Annotated in this window: 19 protein-coding genes; 10 read left to right on the top strand and 9 right to left on the bottom strand. The window is 38.7% G+C overall.

Annotated features, from left to right (window positions below; genetic code table 11):
- The first annotated feature begins 130 nt into the window (after nt 1-130).
- The gene (locus tag PaeCFBP13512_RS12560) at nt 131-1,012 is read left to right on the top strand and encodes a PhzF family phenazine biosynthesis protein (RefSeq protein ID WP_137223443.1); all 882 of its coding nucleotides are present in this window, start codon (nt 131-133) and stop codon (nt 1,010-1,012) included.
- Here the strand turns inward: PaeCFBP13512_RS12560 and PaeCFBP13512_RS12555 are convergent.
- Nucleotides 990-1,670 (bottom strand): alpha/beta hydrolase, encoded by a 681-nt coding sequence (locus PaeCFBP13512_RS12555; RefSeq protein WP_137223441.1) that lies wholly within the window; start codon nt 1,668-1,670, stop codon nt 990-992. The genes PaeCFBP13512_RS12560 and PaeCFBP13512_RS12555 overlap by 23 nt on opposite strands.
- Before the next feature lie 92 nt (nt 1,671-1,762).
- Between PaeCFBP13512_RS12555 and PaeCFBP13512_RS12550 the strand changes: the two genes are divergently transcribed.
- The 6 genes from PaeCFBP13512_RS12550 (at nt 1,763) to PaeCFBP13512_RS12525 (ending at nt 8,613) form a co-directional block, all read left to right on the top strand.
- On the top strand, nt 1,763-2,554 hold the full coding sequence (locus PaeCFBP13512_RS12550) for an exodeoxyribonuclease III (RefSeq protein ID WP_137223439.1): 792 nt from the start codon (nt 1,763-1,765) through the stop codon (nt 2,552-2,554).
- Nucleotides 2,555-2,597: 43 nt separating this feature from the next.
- Nucleotides 2,598-3,800, top strand: coding sequence for a PstS family phosphate ABC transporter substrate-binding protein (locus tag PaeCFBP13512_RS12545; RefSeq protein WP_137223437.1), 1,203 nt, complete (start codon nt 2,598-2,600; stop codon nt 3,798-3,800).
- A 134-nt stretch (nt 3,801-3,934) separates the two neighbouring features.
- Nucleotides 3,935-4,918, top strand: a complete 984-nt coding sequence (locus PaeCFBP13512_RS12540; RefSeq protein WP_137223435.1) for an ABC transporter substrate-binding protein — start codon at nt 3,935-3,937, stop codon at nt 4,916-4,918.
- 195 nt (nt 4,919-5,113) lie between these two features.
- Complete coding sequence (locus PaeCFBP13512_RS12535) at nt 5,114-6,460, top strand: amino acid permease (RefSeq protein ID WP_137223433.1); 1,347 nt, start codon at nt 5,114-5,116, stop codon at nt 6,458-6,460.
- Nucleotides 6,461-6,531: 71 nt separating this feature from the next.
- Entirely contained in the window at nt 6,532-7,677 is a 1,146-nt protein-coding gene (locus PaeCFBP13512_RS12530; protein WP_137223431.1) for a VanZ family protein, read from the top strand.
- A 177-nt stretch (nt 7,678-7,854) separates the two neighbouring features.
- Nucleotides 7,855-8,613, top strand: coding sequence for a YdcF family protein (locus tag PaeCFBP13512_RS12525; RefSeq protein ID WP_137223429.1), 759 nt, complete (start codon nt 7,855-7,857; stop codon nt 8,611-8,613).
- A 108-nt stretch (nt 8,614-8,721) separates the two neighbouring features.
- Here PaeCFBP13512_RS12525 and PaeCFBP13512_RS12520 read toward each other — a convergent pair whose 3' ends face one another.
- The 3 genes from PaeCFBP13512_RS12520 to PaeCFBP13512_RS12510 all read right to left on the bottom strand — a co-directional run bounded on the left by PaeCFBP13512_RS12520 (nt 8,722) and on the right by PaeCFBP13512_RS12510 (nt 11,395).
- Nucleotides 8,722-9,369, bottom strand: coding sequence for a nitroreductase family protein (locus PaeCFBP13512_RS12520; RefSeq protein ID WP_069329996.1), 648 nt, complete (start codon nt 9,367-9,369; stop codon nt 8,722-8,724).
- Between the two features lie 44 nt (nt 9,370-9,413).
- Nucleotides 9,414-9,836 (bottom strand): MarR family winged helix-turn-helix transcriptional regulator, encoded by a 423-nt coding sequence (locus PaeCFBP13512_RS12515; RefSeq protein ID WP_069329997.1) that lies wholly within the window; start codon nt 9,834-9,836, stop codon nt 9,414-9,416.
- A 257-nt stretch (nt 9,837-10,093) separates the two neighbouring features.
- Nucleotides 10,094-11,395, bottom strand: a complete 1,302-nt coding sequence (locus PaeCFBP13512_RS12510; protein ID WP_161594262.1) for a hypothetical protein — start codon at nt 11,393-11,395, stop codon at nt 10,094-10,096.
- A 143-nt stretch (nt 11,396-11,538) separates the two neighbouring features.
- Between PaeCFBP13512_RS12510 and PaeCFBP13512_RS12505 the strand changes: the two genes are divergently transcribed.
- Nucleotides 11,539-12,447 (top strand): FUSC family protein, encoded by a 909-nt coding sequence (locus PaeCFBP13512_RS12505; protein ID WP_137223425.1) that lies wholly within the window; start codon nt 11,539-11,541, stop codon nt 12,445-12,447.
- A 70-nt stretch (nt 12,448-12,517) separates the two neighbouring features.
- On the opposite strand, the gene aspA is transcribed toward PaeCFBP13512_RS12505, so the two are convergent.
- From aspA to thrC, 5 genes are all read right to left on the bottom strand, one after another.
- Nucleotides 12,518-13,927 (bottom strand): aspartate ammonia-lyase, encoded by a 1,410-nt coding sequence (gene aspA / locus PaeCFBP13512_RS12500; protein WP_069330000.1) that lies wholly within the window; start codon nt 13,925-13,927, stop codon nt 12,518-12,520.
- Nucleotides 13,928-14,137: 210 nt separating this feature from the next.
- Nucleotides 14,138-15,433: an arsenic transporter gene (locus PaeCFBP13512_RS12495; RefSeq protein WP_193555952.1), complete on the bottom strand. Its 1,296-nt coding sequence runs from the start codon at nt 15,431-15,433 to the stop codon at nt 14,138-14,140.
- A 36-nt stretch (nt 15,434-15,469) separates the two neighbouring features.
- Complete coding sequence (locus PaeCFBP13512_RS12490; RefSeq protein WP_137223423.1) at nt 15,470-16,786, bottom strand: SMI1/KNR4 family protein; 1,317 nt, start codon at nt 16,784-16,786, stop codon at nt 15,470-15,472.
- Between the two features lie 171 nt (nt 16,787-16,957).
- On the bottom strand, nt 16,958-17,359 hold the full coding sequence (locus PaeCFBP13512_RS12485) for an RrF2 family transcriptional regulator (RefSeq protein WP_069330003.1): 402 nt from the start codon (nt 17,357-17,359) through the stop codon (nt 16,958-16,960).
- Between the two features lie 242 nt (nt 17,360-17,601).
- Complete coding sequence (thrC, locus tag PaeCFBP13512_RS12480; protein WP_137223421.1) at nt 17,602-19,002, bottom strand: threonine synthase; 1,401 nt, start codon at nt 19,000-19,002, stop codon at nt 17,602-17,604.
- A 229-nt stretch (nt 19,003-19,231) separates the two neighbouring features.
- On the opposite strand from thrC, the gene PaeCFBP13512_RS12475 reads away from it, so the two are divergent.
- Nucleotides 19,232-20,242: a BMP family lipoprotein gene (locus PaeCFBP13512_RS12475; RefSeq protein ID WP_069330005.1), complete on the top strand. Its 1,011-nt coding sequence runs from the start codon at nt 19,232-19,234 to the stop codon at nt 20,240-20,242.
- A 49-nt stretch (nt 20,243-20,291) separates the two neighbouring features.
- Nucleotides 20,292-22,046 (top strand): methyl-accepting chemotaxis protein, encoded by a 1,755-nt coding sequence (locus tag PaeCFBP13512_RS12470; RefSeq protein ID WP_137223419.1) that lies wholly within the window; start codon nt 20,292-20,294, stop codon nt 22,044-22,046.
- The last annotated feature ends 69 nt before the right edge of the window (nt 22,047-22,115 follow it).

The following is a 22,115-nucleotide window of genomic DNA, read 5'->3' as shown; positions in this document are numbered from 1 at the left end:
AAAGATGAACGCAAACAATATAAAATACATTATTCTAAACTTCTGCTATTACCTTATTACAGTCAAAATCTTTTCTTGAATCACTTTTTACTCATGATATACTTTCGTATATTGAGAAAGGGGATTGAGAATGGATATTGAAGTGTATACTTTAAATGCTTTTTCCTATCAAGAACAAGGCGGTAATCCTGCGGGTGTTGTACTGGATGCCAGTCATTTATCGACCGCACAAATGCAGCATATTGCGCACCAGTTAGGCTTTTCAGAGACTGCTTTTATCCTGCCTTCTACAGTCGCTGATTATTACATTCGTTATTTTACACCGAATCATGAAGTGGATCTATGTGGTCATGCTACGATTGCTAGTTTTTATTTGATGGTGAATCAGCAACATATTCGCCCTGGCAAATATCAGATTGAGACGTTAGCAGGACGATTGGACGTACATATTCAAGATGATCATTATGTATTTTTAACACAGACATTACCTCAATTTGATATCGAAATCGACCCTCATGAGATTGCAGATTCGTTAGGGATTTCTGTATCTGAATTAAGTGTAGATTTACCTGTTCAGATCGTATCTACAGGATTGCGAGATCTGATGATCCCTATTCGTTCGTTAGCTACGTTACAACGCATAGAGCCTAATTTAGAGCAGATCAAAAACATTTCACAAAAGTATGATGTTGTCGGTTATCACTTATTTACACTGGATACAACGGGTGATGCTATTGCACAATGTCGTAACTTTGCTCCACTGTACGATATTCCAGAAGAAAGTGCTACAGGTACTTCTACAGGAGCATTAATATGCTATCTCCATCAGCATAACTCTATTCCAGTCACAGCTACTGCACCTTTTATTTTTGAACAAGGGTATACGATGAATTTACCTTCCCGCCTGCTAACCACACTACAACTGAATACTCAAGGATCGATCGAAAGCGTACAAGTAGGTGGTCTAGCAGCAAACATTCAGAAGTGTTCTATTCATCTACCTGAGGAATAGAGTAAGTGTTGATCCAATTGTGAATAGCTGTAAAACCTAGATGTTTATGTGCTGCATAACAGACCAAATGTCCACTATCTGGTACAATCACCAATTGCGTATCAGAGGTGCCTAGATGTTGGGCTAGATAAGCAGCACTTTTGGGTTTGACTAAATGATCAGCATCCCCCTGTACAATTAGTGCAGGGATTTTGATCTGAGGATAAATAGCGAATGATTCATGAACAATCCGGTAAAATTCGCGTGTCGCTTTGGAAGGCACAACAAAGAAATTGCGAATATAAGCTTTCACCATAGGCCAGCGATATAGTGTACGAATAATCTGCTGTGGATTGAGCGGGAAAACAGGGGTAGACAGCATCGTCAAAGAGCAGATACGATCTGGATATGTAACAGCTAAATGAGCTGCTATTAATGCCCCCGTTGAAAAGCCAATAAGATGTATTTTAGAATATGTAGTTAGCAATAGGTTTAATTGTATTTCAGCACTCTCGATCCAATCATAACGATCAGTGTTACGAAGATCGGTTTTACTGCCACCATGCCCTTTTAACGTAAACATTTTCACTAGATAACCTTGTTGTGCTAAATATTCAGCTAATGGAGATACTTCATGTTCTCCTCCGGTAAATCCGTGGATTAATAAGCATACTTTCATAATGAGCTCCTTTGGTGTTGGTAATGCTAGATTCTTATCATAACTGGTTGTGGTACACTATGAAAAGTCTGACAAAGGAGAATAGCTTACTTATGAAATTAATATCTTGGAATGTAAATGGACTGCGTGCAGCAGTTAAAAAAGGATTTAACGAGTATTTCGACCTTATGAATGCTGATATTTTCTGTATTCAAGAGTCCAAATTACAAGCGGGACAGATTGAAATGGATCACGGAGATCGTTATCATCAATACTGGAATTATGCGGTCAAAAAAGGATACTCCGGTACAGCTATTTTTACTAAAGTGAAGCCTCTATCTGTATATTACGGTATAGAAGAAAATGCTGAAGAAGAAGGTCGTATGATCACACTGGAATTTCAGAATTTTTATCTGGTTAATGTGTATACGCCCAATGCCAAGCGTGATCTGACACGCCTACCGTATCGCTTAGAATGGGAAAATCGGTTCCGACACTATGTTCAGCAATTGGATCAGCTTAAGCCGGTTATTATCTGTGGTGATCTGAATGTCGCTCATCTCGATATTGATGTCAAAAATGCCAAGTCCAATCATGGCAATTCAGGCTTTACGACCGAAGAACGCGGTAAAATGACCGAATTATTGAATGCAGGCTTTATGGATACATTCCGTTATTTCTATCCGGATACGACCGATGTGTATAGCTGGTGGTCGTACATGTCCAAAGTACGTGAACGTAATATCGGCTGGCGTATCGATTATTTTCTAGCTTCTGAACGTCTTGCTCCTTATCTTATCGATGCTTCAATTGATCATCAGATTATGGGTAGTGATCATTGCCCGATTGTGTTAGAGATCAATGATTTTCCAGAGTTGCCCGCACATCATGCTGTACAATCCTAGATTGTAGAATAGAAAAGCAAGCTACGTTAAAGGAGGTTTTGTGTTGAAAGAAGACAAAGCAGATCATTTATTTGCAAGCTTTGGAGCGATTCTGGCGATTTTATTTTTAGCTTTTGTAGGATTGATTGTTGTTGCTTTATTCAGCAATTCACAGCCTTTTTATATTCCGTTTATTTTTGTATTGGCAGGTGCAATGATCATTGCAGTGATTTTGAGTAATATTCAGTCGATTGCTCGTCAGCGATTTTTTCCATTAGCTATCAAAATCAGTCTTGGTTTATTTGTACTAACAGCTGTCGGTTATCATATTCATCGTGCGTATGATCAACATTTAATTGTGAGTGAACAAGATGTCAATGTCGATGATTATCTTCCTTTTGCTGATCATACTAAAGTGGTCACATTAGATAAACCTTCAACCTATACACTATCTGCTCAGGATCAATTACCTGTATTAGATGGTGCAACCGCTCTGTATCCACTTTATTCTGCTTTTGTCAGAGCCGTCTATCCAGCTAACGATTATAAGCCTAATGATAAAAAAAGTAGTGTTCGAATGACAGGAACAGGTCAAGCGTACAAACAGTTAATTCATCATCGTGTAGATATGATCTTTGCCGCAGCTCCATCAAAAGAACAAGAAAAATTAGCTCAAGCTAAAGGATTAAAATTAAATATGCAACCGATCGGACGCGAAGCTTTTGTATTTTTTGTACATAAAAATAATCCGGTACATAACCTAACTTCTGCACAGATCAAGCAAATCTATACAGGTGAAATCACCAATTGGCAACAAGTTGGAGGCAATAATGATCCGATTCGTGCTTTTCAACGTCCTGAAGATAGTGGTAGTCAAGCGATGTTACGGCGCTGGATGGGTGATCAATCACCGATGACTCCAATTGTAGACGATGTAGCATCAGGTATGGGTGGAATTATGGAACAGACTGCTGATTATCGAAATTACAAAAATGCGATTGGATATTCTTTTCACTATTTCGCCACCCAAATGCATGCTAATGCTGATATCCGTCTGCTCGCTGTAGATGGCGTATATCCAGATGAAGCATCGATTCGTAATGAAAGTTATCCTATTATTACTCCTTTTTATGCGATTACAGCTTCGGATCGTACAGCAAAAGATTCAACGGATACAGCGAATCCTAATATTCAACCTTTTTTAAATTGGATCTTGTCCAAGCAAGGTCAACAATTAGTAAGAAAAACAGGATATTTTCCGATCTGATCCTAGGTTAACGTTATATTTCTAAGAAAATGTTGCAAATCTCTTTATTTTTCGTTGTGATGGTATACATTTAAAGCTATACTAGCGATGAGGATGATAATCATTTTCAACAACTTGGTGGAGGGAATATACACATGAACCGTAAGCATACTTACTCGGCAACCCTTATTTTATTATTAAGCGTGGGACTTTTATTAAGTGCTTGTTCTTCAGGCACATCTACACCAGCACCCGCAACAAGTACTGAAAATACAGCAACCACAGAATCGATTCCTACAGAGCGTACATTAACCGATGCAGTAGGAAATGTAGTCAAAGTACCTGCAAATCCACAGCGTGTCTTGGCTTCGTATTTGGAAGATCCTTTAGTGGCTTTGGGAGTAACACCTGTTGCACAATGGGCAATCGGTGAAGGAAATACACAAGGTTATTTGCAAAAACAATTAGCTAACGTTCCTCCTATCGATTCTACTCTTCCTTATGAAGCGGTACTGAATACTAATCCTGATCTGATCTTGATGGATAGCGCCGAAATGGTAGCTGGCGACAAATATGCTCAATACAATCAGATTGCACCGACTTATGTAGTCGGCAAAAAGCAAAATAACGATTGGCGAGAAGAATTGCTCACTATAGGTGATGTACTTGGCAAAAGCAATGAAGCCAAGAAAGTGTTAGTGGATTATGAAGCCAAAGCCAAAAAAGCAAAAGACCAACTGCAACAACAGATTGGTAACGAATCAGCGGCTGCGTTATGGGTGACAGGTAAAAATATCTATGTGGTAAGTCGTAACTTATCCAGTGGAGATGTACTTTATAACGATCTGGGCTTAAAAGCCCCTGTGGTTGTAGAGGAAATTTCCAAATCAGGTGAAGCAAACTGGCAAGCCATTTCGTTAGAAAAATTAACTGATCTGGATGCTGATTATTTATTTTTGATTAACAGTACCGAACAATCTAAAGAAGAAATCACTAGCCCTGCGGTATGGCAAAACATTCCGGCAGTCAAAAAAGGTCATGTCTATGATTTCAGTGCAGATTCAAGCTGGTTGTACACCGGTGCGATCGCTAACGGTCAAATCATCGACGATGTACTGGCAAGTGTACTTCAAAAATAATAAAAAAGAGGAAGCAGAATGATTCTGTTTCCTCTTTTTTTGTCTATCTAGATAGAGTCAAATCGATGTTACTAGCTACCGAGTTAGCAACTACATATTAAATTCATTTCTCATGCTTACATTCTGGTGTAATATAGATAGTCTGAACGAACGATATATATAGAGTGTGTGTATTTATGGAGGAGGATTGGAACGTTGAACGTCAAAGAAGAAGCATCATTACAGAAAAAATTACGTCCACGTCATATTACATTTATGGCTATGGGTGGCGTAATCGGAACAGGGATTTTTAAAGGGAGTTCTGAAACAATAGGGTTAGCAGGACCGGGCGTTATTTTCACCTATATTTTTGCAGGAATATTACTATTAGTGGTCATGGGTGCGATCGCAGAGATGGCTACTGTTTATCCTAATATGAATATGAAAGACTTTATTCGTCAGGCTTTTGGCGAACGATTATCTTTTATTGTAGGCTGGTTGTACTGCTTTATGTGGTTATCGGTCTGCGTAATCGAAGTCATTGCTGCGGGTAGCTTTCTTCAGTACTGGATGCCGGATGTCCCTCTATGGATACTTAGTCTAGCAAGTGCTGTATTTATTTTATTAATTAATACGATGAGTGTCGGCAATCTAGGTGAAGTCGAATTCTGGCTTGCTGGTATCAAAATAGGCATGATTATTGTATTTATCGCTCTAGGAGGTCTACTGTTATTCGGTATTATTCCTAGCGATCCTACACCTTACTTGAGCAATTTTACTGCTCATGGCGGATTTTTCCCTAATGGTTGGACAGCGATTATATCTGCTCTTCTGGTCGTCATGTTCTCGTATGGTGGATCTGAACTGATCGGACTTACGTTAACAGAAACAGAAAATGCTGATAAAATATTGCCTAAAGTGGTGAAAAGCTTTATTTTGCGTGTTGTTTTATTTTATACCTTACCGATTCTAATCATCTGTGGACTGATTCCATGGAATCAACTTAGTGATCAGACCAGTCCATTTGTACAAGTATTATCTTCGACAGGACTGCAAGGTGCAGCTCATATTATGAACTTTATTCTAATTACTGCTGTATTGTCTGCTGCGAACTCCGGAATCTATGGAGCAACTCGGATGTTACATTCACTAGCTACAAATAATGAAGCACCCAAAGCACTTGCCAAAACATCATCCAAAGGAGTACCGATCAACAGTTTGATTTTATGTGCGGTTGTTCTTTTGGGTGGAGCCATGCTTGCTTATGTCGCTCAAGATCAAGTATTTGGTATTTTACTTGCTGTTCCTGGATTTGTGGTGTTGTTAGTCTGGATTAGTATCTGTCTTGCTCAGTTAAAATTAAGAAAAGTCTATCCGATTGAGCCAACATTCCGTATCTGGGGATATCCTTATATCACAGGAATCACTACTCTGTGTCTGGCAGTCATTGCAATATTGTTTATATTTGATGCGAACAATCGAATCAGTATTGGTGCTTGCTTGATCTTCTTAGCTTTTCTGATTGTATGGTCTATCTTTAAGTTCCGCAAATCTGCTCACTAAACAGAATGGAATATGAAAAAAAGATACATTAGACTAAAAATACAATTTACTTGCTGGCAGGTGTCCAACCAATGTATCAATCTTATCTATTCCCTATCGCCTATGCTTTTATTGCTTTTCCATTTGTAGCGGCTTTGTTCACTTTGCCTTTTCTAATCGTGCAGTATCGCAAATATGGTTATATTCACAAAGTACGTGCGATCACGCTATATTTGCTGTTACTATATCTGATGAATGCTTTTTTTCTAGTGATTCTACCGTTACCTTCTTCTCGTCATAATCCAGCTTTAGCGAATGGTGATCTACAATTATTGCCATTGCAATTTGTATATGACTTTTTGAAAGAAACGTCGGTTTCCTTTAGGCATCCATCTACGTACTGGCATATGTTTGTCGAGCGAGCTTTTTTACAAGTGGTATTTAATATTTTACTGACGGTGCCGTTTGGAATGTTTTTACGCTATTATTTTAGAGTTCGCTGGCTAAGTGGATTGATATTATCGTTTATGTTATCGCTCTGGTTTGAAACGACTCAACTCACAGGAATCTATGGTATCTATGATCATGCTTACCGGATATTTGATATTGATGATCTACTTTGTAATACACTTGGTGGTATTCTTGGATTCTTGATTGCCGAATGGATTGCGAAGCGGCTCCCTCGTATTGAACATCTGGATCGCCATATTGATCGTGCCAGTAAACGTGTGTCTTATACGCGTCGTGCTGTGGCTTTTATGATTGACCTAGTTATCTGGTATTTATTGATGATTTTGCTTACTTTGAATGATATTCCTATTCCTTTCTGGATATCGAGTGGTATCTATTACATTCTGATTCCTTATTGGACGCATGGGATTACGGTAGGTAAATGGATTGTTCGTATCTATGTCACTAGCACACGTCCTGATCACTCCAGAGTATCTTTGCTAGCTTTAACGATTCGTTATGGGTTATTGTATTGGGTATTTCTCGGGCTTAACAACATTTTGAGTGATCTAATCGTGTTGCCTGATATTCATACAGTCTGGCGTGCGTTATGTAGCTTATTATTATTTGTGATTGATATTAGCTTTTTGATGCATGTATTAACTCGATTATTTCAAAAAGGTTCGGTTCTATGTTATGAAAAGCTCAGTCATACCAAGCATCATATTCAGTGGCCTGAGCTAGAACTCTCCACTTTTAATGAAGCCGATCAAAAGGTGGATGTATAAACCAATTAAAGACAGCCAAGCATACCCGATCTTTAGGATCAGTATACACTTGAGCTGTCTTTATTTATTACGCTTGTTTTATGATCGATATAACCGTGTTACAATACATCTAATGTTCTAAGTTGATTCCAATGGATTGTGTCTCTGTTGCGCAATAAAGAAGGCGGTTGATCGGTTTTGATTTACATTATCAAATTTTTGTATAGTTTTGTACTCCCTCCCGGACTTTTTATTGTTCTACTATTCGGTATGACGGTCTGGTTGTGGCGAAGTCAATTTAACGTAGCTATGGTTCTGTTAGCAATTACACTATTACTCTACATATCTTCGATTAGCATTGTTAGTAATCTACTGATTGGTAGTCTAGAACGTCAGTATCCACAACCTACGGTAGCTGAACTTCAAGGTGATGTTATTGTAGTGCTTGGTGCTGGAGCTTCTAAAGGTACACCTGATATTGATGGTACAGGTAATATGTATGGTTCAGCAGGTAACCGTCTGATCACAGCCGCACGTCTTCACCGAATTACCGGTTTGCCGATTTTATTTTCGGGTGGACAGGTCTTCTCAGATAGTGGAAATGAAGCTGATATTGCGAAACGCCAGCTTTTGGGCATGGGTGTAGAGGAAAGTAAGCTTATGGTTGAAAATCGCTCGCTTAATACAGCGCAGAATGCTAACAATACGGCTGTGATTTTAAAAGAAAAAGGATTATCTCATCCGATATTGGTCACCTCTGGATTTCATCTTCCACGCTCTGTCATGCAGTTCAAGCGTGTAGGCTTGACCGTTCAACCTTTCCCAACCGATTACTGGGTAAGTCAGCCTTCGTCGATGTATTTCAGCAAATTCTATCCATCAGCAAGCGCTATGTCCTCGACGGCTACAGCGATCAAAGAATATTTAGGTATGTTAGCGGTAAAAATCAAAAACTAACTATCTCTGATTCTAAAACAGTAAAAAACCTCCTAAACACGAATACTGTGCAAGGAGGTTTTTTTGCTGTTTTTGTTATTTATATGATCACATCTACGTTGTAGATGATTATTTCCACTCTGCTACTTTTTCTACAGGAAGACGACCTGAACCGTGACCTTCGCTGTCTGCTTTACCCATAGACAACAACATTACAGGTACATAACGATCTTTTTCCATACCAAATGCTTCAGCAATTTTAGTTTTGTCATATCCACCGATTGCATTCGTGTCATAACCATGAGCACGAGCAACCAACATCAATTGCATTGCTACAAGACCGCTATCGATCAATGCGATATCTTTACGTGCAGCATCAGAAATATTTTCATAATAAGCTTTAGCAAACGGAAGTTGTTGATCTCTTACGTCAGCAGGCATATGACCCGCTTCTACAGCAGCATTAAAGATTTCATCTGCATTTTCTTCATGACGAAGATCACCGAAAATAGCAACAACCGCAGCAGCTGTTTCTACTTGACGTTGGTTAAACATAGCAAGTGGCAACAATGTAGCTTTGGCTTCGTCACTTTCGATAACAAGGAAACGCCAAGGTTGTAAGTTGATTGAAGATGGTGCGCGTGTTGCTTCAGCCAAAATTTCAGTCATTTCTTCACGGCTGATTTTTACAGTTGGATCGTATTTTTTAATTGAACGACGCTCTAAAGCAATTTTGTTAAAATCATTTGTTTTTGTAATTTGGTTTACAGTATTCATTGGGAAAACTCCTTTAAATGTAAGTTGAAATATCAATTTAATCGTTACATCTCACTCATATTTTGATTGAGACGACGCAACATATCCAATAATTGCTCTTGTTCTTTCTCTTCAAAATTCTGTAGCATATCTCCAAGAAATTGTTCTTTTTCTTTGGTGTAGGCTAGAATTTTCTGCCGACCTTCTTCAGTCAATTGCACGAGTGTAAAACGATTGTCTTCAGGACTCATGCGACGTGTCACCATTCCCGATATTTCCAATTGCTTTAAATGTCGAGTGACAGCTGCACTATCAATACCCAGTGTTTTTTGCAAAGAAGTCTGACTGATCTCTTCCACTTGATAAAGCTGATGCAACAATTGTAGGCGCGACGCACTTATGCCAGCACAACGTTCAAATACGCTACTGATCTGACGATGCAGCCCTTGCAACTGGTTAAAAATATCTTCAGACGATGAATGAAGCACAGCGTCCCTCCTTGTCCAAAACCAACCCTTTTATCCAGAACTGCTAGTATATAGCATGTTCTCAATTCAATCACTTCTTATTAATTGACCCGTCAACTATTGAGTACTCAACTAATATAACACATTGTACATATGTTTGCAAATACCATTCTATAAATTAAATTGTGTGAAATAATAAACGGTATTATTTTAATGTGTATAGCAAAAACCGATGTAAGTTTAACACTCACATCGGTTACTTTCAATCTTTGATCCGATTAAGACTTTCCTTTAAGATCAGAAGCTTTCACTTTCAAAATCTTACCTGCCGATTCGGATACAGGCTTGGTGTCTGTTCCCAGTCCGAAATAGAAATCACCGTCTAGTTCTTCAAATGACTTGGCATACGTATCTTGATTGAATTGCAAGATTTGTGTCCATTTGGTTAGATTCTTTGTCATATAAACACGGTTGATATACGAACCGTCTGCTTGCTTTGTATACGTAAGCACATAGGTTTTATTAGGACGTGTGGTAATATCAGTAGGCAATGCATGGGTATCAGGGAATGTCACTGTACGTGCAGGGTCTGCAATATTTTTAGTAACGATTAACGCTTTAGGCGCTAATTGAGCGTCATTGTATACATCGCCTACAATATAAGCAAGTTGCTTTCTAAATACGACTGTTTTGCCCATTTTCATATACGGTGTTTTGCCAGCTGTCTGTACATAGGTCATACCGGGCAACAAATTAGTACCGGATACTTGTTGTTGTGTCACATTAAATTTTTTGTCAATCGCAAGAAGATGGGTCTGATCTCCCCAGATATTGTTATTAGGCATTAAGATAGCAGCTGCATATAATGTTCCTTTAAATTCAAAAAACTTATATGCTCTTGTGCCTAATCCTTTGATCTGAGCGAGTTCTTTCCAATTCTCTCCATTATCGTCTGAAATCAGTACTTTGGGTGCGGTATCTGTACCGATCGCCGCTAGCAATTTCCCATGATAATAAGCCATATCGTATACATGGATACCGTCTGGCAAATTACGATATTTGTTCCATTGACCGCCATCTAGCTTGTAGAAATTACCGAAGCTCCACTGTTCACTTTTGGAATCGTTACCCGGAATATAGAGTTTGCCTTTCAAAATTTTGAAGGTATCGATCTGTTCTTCACTTGTTGCATCTTCTGTGCTTTGTTTGCCTGTTTTTGGATCGGTGTATGTGACTTTTTCCGTTACAAATTGACTGGTTTGAGGATTATAATAGACAATAGGGATCGGCCCTGCATTAGGTGAAGGCTCAGCATTGCTACTATTGCCATGACCCAGATAAATTTTGCCATCAAATACTTGCATATCCCATACATTACGAGCATATGCAGGTGTAGAAAAAGGCTGACCCACTAGCTGTAATTTGGAAGTGACATCTGTACTCTGATCGGCTTTGCTACTGGCGGCACTTACCACTTGTGTAGTAGCAGGTAAAGATAATGGGCTTACACTCACCAGTATCCCAGCACAAGCTGTACAGATAAGAGAGAATTGTATTATTTTCTTTTTGGTAATCATCATTATATTCCTCCACTCAGTTAGTAAACTATATATTTTTAATCGTCCTTATTTAAGGGTATTAAAGCATAGGGTAACGAATATCGACCTCCTTACAGATATGTATCAGGATTCACTATTTTCTAGGAAGGAATCACAGAAATCTTATGAAATTTTTAGTAGGTATGCGTAATCTCAAAACAGCACTGGCTGTTTTTATTTGCATCATTATCTCACAACTTCTGCAATTAGAGTATCCTTTCTACGCAGTGATTGCAACTATCATTGCTATGGAAAATTCGGTAACCAACTCATATACCGTAGGCAAAAACCGAATGATGGGTACACTGGTGGGTGCGGCAATTGGCTTTGTTTTTGCATGGATCGATCCGCATAGTGCCGTCTATTCTGCAATTGGTATCGTGATTGTGATCTATATTTGTAATTTGCTCAAATGGAACAAATCGATCTCGATTGCCAGTATTGTTTTTCTAGCGATTATGCTGAATTTACGCCCCGGGGAAAGCCCTTTTCTGTATGGTATGCACCGTGTCGCAGATACATTGATCGGGATTAGTGTCGCTGTACTGGTTAATTATCTCGTTTTTCCGCCAGATCATGAACGGTCGATGGAGCAGATGCGTAGTGTATTACGTAAACACCTCACCAAGCTCGCTCATGAATTGCTACGTGAAGGTGGAACTATTCATATTAGTCCACTCAAAAAAGATATGGCTAATTTGGAAAAAGCATATGAGACCTATGCTTCTGAATTTCATCTCAAAAAGAATAAGCAGCAAATGTTAGAGCATCTGGAGCAAGAAATCGATGTCTATCACAATACGTACTCTCATATGCGAATGATTCGTCTGCTCACCGATGAATTACCCACTCATCATCATTGGGATCTGCCCGAGCAACATCACAGTCATCTGATGGCTCAACTGCCACTGGATACCTCTTCTCAGCAGATTATTTACAATTACCATGTGAGCTGTATATTGCAAGAAATGAGTACATTGGGGTTATTGATTCCTTCTCATATTGCTCAACCCTTTTCCAGCTCTTCTACATAAATAAGCGATGCCCCTCTGTCTGTAGAGAAAAGGCATCGCTTATTTATTTTATACGACTATAATTATTCTATTATTCTTTGTGCAACAATTGTTCACCAGCAATACCCGGCTCTGTCATTTGATATGGATCTAGAATAATATTCAGTTCTTCTTCGGTCAGTACGTTATACAGCAAGCAAAGCTCACGTACAGGCTTACCTGTCTGAATCGCTTCACGAGCAATACGAGATACCACTTCATAACCTAGATGCGGATTGAGCGCTGTAATCATGCCTACACTGCGTTCTACATACTCACGGCAACGATCCACATTAGCTTGAATCCCATCTATACAATGAAGACGGAAAACGGTAAATCCTTGCTTCATAATTTCTAAAGACTGCAATAAATTATAGACCAATACCGGTTCCATAACATTCAATTCCAATTGCCCTGCTTCTGAAGCTAGACAGATGGTATGATCATTACCAATCACTTGAAAAGCAATCTGGTTAACGACTTCACACATTACTGGATTAACTTTCCCCGGCATAATGGAAGAACCCGGTTGACGAGCAGGTAATACCAATTCGCCTAATCCTGCATAGGGGCCTGAAGCCATTAAGCGAATATCGTTCGCCACTTTAGACATATTCATCATACAGATTTTGAGAGCCGCGGATACTTCTGTATACGCATCGGTATTCTGAGTCGCATCGACGAGATGATCTGATGCAACCACAGGGAATCCACTAATATCAGCCAGTATTTCAGCTACTCGTACGATATAACGTGGATCTGCATTTAGCCCTGTTCCAACAGCGGTTGCGCCCATATTGATATGAAGCAAGTTTTCTTGGGTCGCTTCTACACGGCGAATATCCCGTCCCAATACACGAGCATAAGATTGAAATTCTTGACCCAAGCGAATCGGTACAGCATCTTGCAAATGAGTACGTCCCATTTTGATCACTGTATCGAACTCATCTGCTTTCACTTGAAAAGATTGCTGTAATTCGCGCATCGCTACCAGCAATTTCTCAATCATGGATAATGTAGCAATATGAATCGCTGTTGGAAAAGCATCATTGGTGGATTGCGCCATATTCACATGGTTATTCGGGCTGATATCGACATAGCTTCCTTTGTCTTTTCCCATAATTTCCAGTGCACGGTTAGCAATAACTTCATTCGTATTCATATTAATTGAGGTACCGGCTCCGCCTTGAATCGGATCAACGATAAATTGATCTTGCCATTGTCCAGCAATAATCTCTTCAGCCGCTTGTACCATTGCTTCTCCTTTAGGAGCATATAGACGTGACAATTCCATATTTGCGATTGCTGCGCCTTTTTTGACGATCGCCATCGCACGAATCAATTCAGGATGTAGACGTTGTCCGGTAATAGGGAAATTCTCTACTGCACGCATCGTCTGAATACCATAGTATGCTTCATCGGGAACTTCTTTTGTACCCAAAAAGTCTTTTTCTATTCTCACGCTTCATTCCTCCGACTGTTTGCCTATTGTTAAAAATCTCATAGTTGTTCTACATTGACTATTATATGCTTCTGTTGTTATCTATGCCACCATATACAGTCTTTATTTTGTAAACGTTTACAATATTAATCATAAAAAAAACAGTACCGCTTCTTTGTGAGAAACAGTACTGTTGAAATCGTACGTTTAACCATGCATACAGATGAATGATTATACGACCAATAACCATAAATATAATCCAAGTAACGTAATTAATAATGTCGGAATGGTCAAAATAATTCCGATTTTAAAATAGGTTCCCCATGAGATTTTGATTCCTTTGGTTGCCAGAACATGTAACCATAATAAAGTAGCTAGAGAACCAATCGGCGTTATTTTAGGACCCAGATCGGAACCAATCACATTCGCATACACTAGTGCTTCACGAATCGGTTCTGAGGTTACAGTTGCTTTGATAGCAAGTGCATTGATCAGAACGGTTGGTAAATTATTCATCACTGATGATATAATCGCTGCAATAAAGCCCATACCAATCGTAGCTGCAAACAGTCCTTGGTCGGCTATCTTCTGAATTAAGGTAGCTAACAGATCGGTTAAGCCTGCATTACGTAATCCATAGACTACGACATACATACCGATAGAGAAAAAGACAATCGACCACGGAGCATTTTTAAGTACTTCTTTGACAGGAACAATCGGACTTTTGCGTGCTAGAATTAAGAAAATAATGACAATAACTCCTGCAACAATCGATACCGGAATATTCAAAAATTCACTCACAAAGTAGCCAATTAATAATACAATCAGCACGATCCAGGATAAGCGAAACATCCGTACATCTTTAATAGCATCCATAGGTGGTTTTAAATGAGTACTTTCAAACGTACGAGGAATACTTTTGCGGAAATAAAGATACAATACACCGATACTGGCAATCAGTGCGAATAGATTAGGCACAATCATATGCCCTGCATATTGCATAAATGTAATCCCAAAATAATCAGCAGATACAATATTCACCAGATTACTCACTACTAGCGGTAATGATGTCGTATCTGCGATAAACCCGCCTGCAATAATAAAAGGAAACACTTTACGTTCATCCAGATTGAGTGCACGCACCATCGCCAAAACGATCGGTGTTAAGATCAGTGCTGCTCCATCATTAGCAAATAGTCCAGATACAATAGCGCCCAGAATACCTACATAGATAAACATCCGTACACCGTTACCACGGGAGATATGAGCGACATGCAGTGCTGCCCATTCAAATAACCCTACTCGATCCAAAATCAGCGAGATCAATATAATCCCAACAAAAGCTAGTGTAGCATTCCAGACGATCAGGGTAACATCCCAGACATCATGAAAACTCACTACACCCAATAGAAGCGCAAGTACTGCACCTCCACAAGCAGACCAACCAATCGACAGATTCCGTGGTTGCCAGATCACGAATGTTAATGTGATCACAAAAATAAGACACGACAATATAACCAGAACCACGTAGTTAGCCTCCACTATAAATCATTCTTTATTTACTTATTGAACATTGTATTGATCCAATACTTTCAAAGCTTCTGCGATAATTCGTTTTTCTTTTTTAATTACAGCTTTGTTCATAGCCTGTTCTAATAATACACGCACACTTTCAACTTGTTCAACTCTGTGAAACGTTTGATCTAATTGTACCGATTTGCCCAGTGCTGAAATAGCGATCTGGCGCTGTGCATCATTGCCTTGTAACCACTCTATATAATCTTCACTCTGTGGATTCGAAACGGCAAAGAGCTGATCCCAACCATCGTATGGAAAAGTGACTCGATCTTTGATCCAGTGAATGACTTTGCGACTGTGAAAATTTTTGAGACCGGTATTCGCTTCATACCCATTTAATTTGCGCTCTTTTTCCTTTTCTTTTTCTTCAATCTTTCTCCATATCCGTTCCAAACCTTCATCTTCTGGTAAGCAAATCGCTGTCAGATAGGCAAGAATATATGAATTAATCCGTTGATCTTCAGGTAAATCCCATAATTTGCGCACCCAATCCGCAGCATGATGTCGATTAATTAATCCGGTATATTCGATTAATCCGTCTTTGATAGACTGTGTATGTTCGATCTGAATCCGTTCAAGCCATGCTTGTAATACTTCGTCTGGATGATAATGTGCAAAAGCTTGAACCGTATCATCTTCTATTCCATTTAATTCTGTATAACGAATCAATTGATTTAGATCCTGACTTGCGTCTTCTAACGTAAAATGCAGATAATCATGAATCCATTGTTGCCACTGCTTGGCAGGCTTACTATACAAATTCAATCCACAATTATCGATAAACGGCTGGTACTGCCATTCTTCTGCACCGATACAACTCAGTTCTGTGACTTTATTCAAAAAGTCAGTAAGCGAGACAGCTAGAATATGAAATTCGCCTGTCTCATGTGCCCAGTGGAATACCATTGGACGCTGAGGATTACTATACAGATCCAATACCAGCTCATCGCCATTACCTGCATGGTAAAAGCATAAGTAACGCTTCTGATCAATCTGTTCATCGTCTCCAAAATCGGAAAAATCTATACTTTCTATATCCCAACCCGTATCTCCAGATAACTCAAAAGGAGCCGTTTGAGCATATGAAATATTCCAGTAGACCATGACTCTTTTACCACCATCTTGCAACAGACTTCTTAACTCTTCTGGCAATGTAATCGTTAATTGATGCTCAATATCAGCAATTTCTTGATCTGTAGCTGGTTCCTCCCAGAGCAGTGCAGTGTCTGCTCCTTTTAGCTCCAATTGGTGCAATAATTGCTTCCATTGTTGTTGCCATTCGACTAGATTCTGTTGCAGCATTCCTATATCATCCTTTCTACAGACCCAAATATGTCCTCGTATAACAATGAATATACATAACTTGTAACATATACAGCTTCCTCTTAGTACCCATTTTAATATAGGCTTAACGCAAACAAAAGATCGCAGATATAATTACCTGCGATCTACTGGATCAAAAAGGAGCTTATTTTATATCGTCATCTCCGAATGGATAGACACATCGATCAACTTTTTCTCTTTGAGATAGTGTTCCATCTGACCTTCTGCTTCGAACATCACTCGCTGAATAGCACATTGATCATTGTTATTCAAACAGCCTGTAAATAAAGAATTAACGCCCTCTATAGCATGAATCACTTCCAGAAATGAAATCTCTTCACGCTTTCGTCTTAAGCGATATCCTCCATTTGCTCCTGAAGCCGATTCAATAATGCCTGCTTTGACCAGTTTGGTCAAGATTTTGGATAAATAGGTTGGTGAGACGGAGAAGGTCTCTGCAATTTGTTGCACTCCGATAGGCTTATTCGATTCCTGTTGCACCAGATAGACCATTGTATGCAGTGCATAATTGGTAGCTTTTGAAAATTTCATATTGATCCCTACTTCCTAGCGTTTAGCTCTATCTGTACTCTTTATGATATTGGTCAAAAGCGATTGTATATAATCAAGATGTATGATGTCTTTAATTTTAACGAAGCAAAGAATGATCGTCAATAAAGCTCATTACGTGTACATACCAAAAAACATCCTTTTCTTTATATCTATTCTTCTGGCTGGTGACCTGAACAGAATATAAAGAATACAAGGATGTTTATTCGGTCATATCGTGAGAACTACGCTAATGTGTAAAAGGCTTCTAATTGACGTACAATTTCTGCTGTATCATGTTCAACCACTTCTTGATGTTGCGGTTGGGAGAATAATGCTTTGATTTCGTCAGGGAACTCTTGCTCAATTTCACATAGAATAATGGCTTCATCAAATTTGGCTGGATGAGCAGTAGCTAAAGTAATACAAATCTCATCGTCCCCTTGATATTTCTCATAAGCTGTAATCCCACATGCTGTATGAGGATCAAGTAAATAATCATGATTGCCTTTATATTTCAAAATCGTATCCAGACATTCTTGATTGGAAGCGCCATAAGCCGCAAAGTCACTTTGTACTTTGGCTAGATCTTCGCCTGTCATCACAATTTGTCCTTCGCTTTTGAGAACGTTCATATATTCGGAGACTTTAGTAGCATCTTCACCTACAAAATAATAAAGATAACGTTCAAAGTTACTGGCCACTTGAATATCCATCGAAGGGCTATGTGTACTTCTGAAATCACCCGGTTTGTATTCACCTGTTTGTACAAAACGCTCTAAAATATTATTTTCATTGGTTGCGATAATCAGTTTGTTGATCGGCAATCCCATTTTTTGAGCCAAAAATCCTGAAAAGATATTACCAAAATTACCGGAAGGTACGCTGAAATTAATCTTTTTCAATTGGTGTTGTCCTTGATCAATATGCAAGTAAGCATAGAAGTAATACACCGTCTGCGCTAAAATCCGCAAAAAGTTGATCGAATTAATTGCACGTAGATGATATTCTTTTTTGAAATTGAGATCGCCAAACAACTCTTTAATAATCTTCTGACAATCATCAAAATTACCTTTAACCGATAAGTTGAGTACATTCTGATCATCCACTGTCGTCATTTGTAGCTCTTGGACACGACTTACTTTCTCATGTGGATGTAAGATACAGATTTTGATTCCTTCTTTACCACGCACCCCTTGAATAGCCGCAGCGCCAGTATCCCCAGATGTTGCTCCCAAAATATGAATAATCTCGTTTTGCTTTTTGGATACATAGGAATAGAATTCACCCATAAATTGTAAAGCTACATCTTTGAATGCAAATGTAGGTCCGTGGAACAATTCCATAATATAAAGAGATTCATCAATCTTAGTCACAGGTGTCACTTCAGGATGACGGAAATTAGCATAACTGCGAGACGCTAAATCTTTCAAATCCTCTGCTGGAATCTCATCATTCGTATAGTAAGAAAATATAGTGAGGAATAAATCTACATAACTTAGACTTTTCCATTCATTTAACGTTTCAGGAGCAATCACCGGAATATGCTCGGGTACCATTAAGCCGCCATCATCAGCAAGCCCCATTAATACAGTGTCAATAAATCCTTTTGGTTCTACTTGTCCTCTAGTACTGATATACTTCATGCTTCTCCTCCAGTAATAACGAATTCGTATTTTTATTGTCTATCATACCCTGTCACAGTGTCGCATCCAAGCATTAATTTCAAAAAAACTATTTTGTGCTTAAATAATTATTTTAAATTTAAAGTATTAGGTCGATGGCTATAAAATTTTATAAACGAACTTCTCTCATCAACCGATATAAGAAAGGAAGTTATTTATTTTGGGATTAGAGGGGAATAGGAGAAGTATGATGAGAAAAAAAACGTTTCTATCTGGATTGACTGCTTTAATCGCAATCATGTTATTACTAAGTGCTTGCTCTTCTCAGCAAACAAAAACAGAAGCTGCCACAGGGGCAAACAAAATCAAAGTAGGGATTGTATTATCGGATATTGGCTTAGGTGATCAATCTTATAGTGATGCTGCTTTTCGCGGATTAATAAAGGCACGAAATGAAGAAAGTATTACCTTTGATTATAAAGAAATTTCTCAGACCAAAACGTATGATGAAGCGTTTAACCAGTTAACAAAAGAAAACAGCGATATCATTATTGGACTTGGTTATATCATGAAAGAAAGTCTAGAAAAAGCGGCTAAAGCTAATCCTACCAAACAATTTATTATTGTAGATGAGACTTCAGAGCTACCTAACGTTGCTTCGATCACGTTCAAAGAAGAAGAAGGTAGTTTTTTGGCAGGTGCTGTAGCTGCTATGGCAAGTACATCTGATCGTATTGGATTTTTGGGTGGTGTAGAATCCCCATTATTGCATAAATTCCAATCTGGATTTGAACAAGGGGCTCGCTCTGTAAATTCTAATATTTCTTTTGTAACCAACTACACAGGTGACTTTGGTAATTCAGAACTAGGTGCCAAAACAGCGAAAGAAATGATTGAAAATGAAAATGTAGATGTGATTTATACTGTAGCAGGTTTGACGGGCGTAGGTGCTTTACAAGAAGCACAGACTCAAGGTAAATATGCGATTGGTGTAGATAGCGATCAATTTTTCGTAGCTGAAAAAGCAGTGTTGACTTCGATGATCAAAAATGTCGATGTCGCTTTGTATAGCGCATTACAATCTTTTGCCAAAAACAATAAAACGTTTAAAGAAAAAGACATGGTGTTTGGTCTAACTGGTGATGGTGTAGGCTTAACCGATATTCATGTTATTCAATTAACCGAAGAACAACAAAAACAATTAGAAGATTTAAAGAAAAAATTGATTTCAGGCGAGATCAAAATTGATCTAAATTCTTAATCAATCTAATATAGCTCCTGAATTTAAAAGTAACTACGTGGAGGATCTTATGAAAATACAAGGTAAATTAGTATTAAATGCGATGATTTCGCTGATCGCTTCTTTAATTCTTGTCGCATACATTATTTTTCAACTACTTAATATCAACTCACAAAACAATAATCTCGTTCCAGCTATGCTAAATGTCAAACAGCTAGATGGTAATATGGTACAGACAGGGCAAGCTTTAGCTAACTTCTCTTTTACCATGTCAGCTAGTAATAAATCGAGTGTAAATACTCAATTGACTCAGACGCAAGCAACGATTGATACCCTTTCGAATGGCATGTTACAGACGCCTGAAGAACAAGCACGTCTAGCTTTAATAGTGACTAAATTCAAAGACTTGAGTGACACATCACAACAAGCATTAACAAACGATGATAGCTCAGAAGCCAAGCGTCAAAGTATTCGTATCGAAGGCGTTCAGAACGATATTTATATTTTGAATGAACTTACTCAGACACGGTATGCCGAATATACTAAAGACTTAACACACAGTATTGATCTCACTTGGCAAATCGCTTTATTCGGTGCTATCTTCTTACTGATTGCTGTCGGCGTATTTAACACATGGACAGCACGTAAATTTGCACGTCGTACTCAACAAATGAATATTGCCGCTCAACGAATTGCTGATGGCGATCTAACGATCAAGTTAGCAGAGACTAAAGGTAAAGACGAACTCGATGATCTTAATCGTTCATTCCATATTATGATTGATAACTTGCGTAGTATCGTAACTTCAATTGATCAGGCAGGCGTTCGTGTCGATAATATGGCACAAGATATTGATCGTAGCAATGATGTGATGCAAGAGATTGTGAATCAAGTCGCTACTTCGACAGAAGAATTAGCGATCGGTAGTCAGAAGATTGCGGAAGACTTGAGCACAACAGTTATGGTTGTTGATGATATGCAACAGAAATTTTCATCCAATCTAGAGACGACCACAGAATCTGCGGCGTATAGTGAAGAAGCGATTCAAGCGATTGAACAAGGTAGTCTTGTGATGAAGCAACAATTGCAACTGGTAGCTAACAATCGTTCTGCGATGGCTGAAGTCGAGAAAACCGTCTCTGAACTTGAAAAAAATGCAGAACAAATCACAGATATGACCAAGTTAGTGTCTGAAATTGCTTCACAAACGAATTTACTTTCTCTGAATGCTTCCATCGAAGCGGCTCGCGCGGGCGAAGCAGGTAAAGGATTTGCTGTCGTTGCAGATGAAGTGAAAAAGCTAGCTTCTCAATCTGTGACCGCGGTACAACAAATTTTTGCAGCAGTTGAAGGCATTACTGTAGCGATGAATAAAGTAAAATCTTCTGTTGCTCAAAGTATTGATCTGTTTCAGGAACAAGAGCAAGCGACAAGTTCTACAGATGCTTCCTTTGCGGCAATTAGCAGTAAAGTCGGACAGATTGCTGAACATGTAAGTAAGCTCGCAACAGATATGAAAGTTTCTCAAGATATGAGTAGCCAGGTTCATCAAGCGATCGAAAATATCAGTGCAATCACTGAACAATCAGCGGCTGGTAGCGAAGAAATTACAGCTTCTACAGTAGAACAACAACGTTCATTCTTAGAATCTAGCGAAAAAGTGAAAATGCTTCGTCAGATTCGCGAAGAAATGCAACACGAACTGAACCGCTTCCAGATCGATATGAATGAAGTAGCTGATTCAGCAGACACTAATAATGTTGAACCGATCGTCAGACCATCTACTCCTACTTCAACACCACATGACGAGAAAACTTCGGCTTAATAGCGACATGATGGATTTGTATATTTAGCTTTATTTCTATAAAAAAGAAGCATTGCCGTATCGATTCGG

Source organism: Paenibacillus sp. CFBP13512 (genome assembly GCF_005233705.1).
Lineage (GTDB): Bacteria > Bacillota > Bacilli > Paenibacillales > Paenibacillaceae > Saccharibacillus > Saccharibacillus nuruki.
This window is presented reverse-complemented; position numbering and strand designations above follow the sequence as displayed.

Bases quoted from the DNA above. Each gene is read 5' to 3' on its own strand.
- PaeCFBP13512_RS12560 (WP_137223443.1), top strand. From the start codon at position 131: ATGGATATTGAAGTGTATACTTTAAATGCTTTTTCCTATCAAGAACAA.
- PaeCFBP13512_RS12555 (WP_137223441.1), bottom strand. From the start codon at position 1,670: ATGAAAGTATGCTTATTAATCCACGGATTTACCGGAGGAGAACATGAA.
- PaeCFBP13512_RS12550 (WP_137223439.1), top strand. From the start codon at position 1,763: ATGAAATTAATATCTTGGAATGTAAATGGACTGCGTGCAGCAGTTAAA.
- PaeCFBP13512_RS12540 (WP_137223435.1), top strand. From the start codon at position 3,935: ATGAACCGTAAGCATACTTACTCGGCAACCCTTATTTTATTATTAAGC.
- PaeCFBP13512_RS12530 (WP_137223431.1), top strand. From the start codon at position 6,532: ATGTATCAATCTTATCTATTCCCTATCGCCTATGCTTTTATTGCTTTT.
- PaeCFBP13512_RS12520 (WP_069329996.1), bottom strand. From the start codon at position 9,369: ATGAATACTGTAAACCAAATTACAAAAACAAATGATTTTAACAAAATT.
- PaeCFBP13512_RS12510 (WP_161594262.1), bottom strand. From the start codon at position 11,395: ATGATGATTACCAAAAAGAAAATAATACAATTCTCTCTTATCTGTACA.
- PaeCFBP13512_RS12505 (WP_137223425.1), top strand. From the start codon at position 11,539: ATGAAATTTTTAGTAGGTATGCGTAATCTCAAAACAGCACTGGCTGTT.
- PaeCFBP13512_RS12490 (WP_137223423.1), bottom strand. From the start codon at position 16,786: ATGCTGCAACAGAATCTAGTCGAATGGCAACAACAATGGAAGCAATTA.
- PaeCFBP13512_RS12485 (WP_069330003.1), bottom strand. From the start codon at position 17,359: ATGAAATTTTCAAAAGCTACCAATTATGCACTGCATACAATGGTCTAT.
- thrC (WP_137223421.1), bottom strand. From the start codon at position 19,002: ATGAAGTATATCAGTACTAGAGGACAAGTAGAACCAAAAGGATTTATT.
- PaeCFBP13512_RS12475 (WP_069330005.1), top strand. From the start codon at position 19,232: ATGAGAAAAAAAACGTTTCTATCTGGATTGACTGCTTTAATCGCAATC.
- PaeCFBP13512_RS12470 (WP_137223419.1), top strand. From the start codon at position 20,292: ATGAAAATACAAGGTAAATTAGTATTAAATGCGATGATTTCGCTGATC.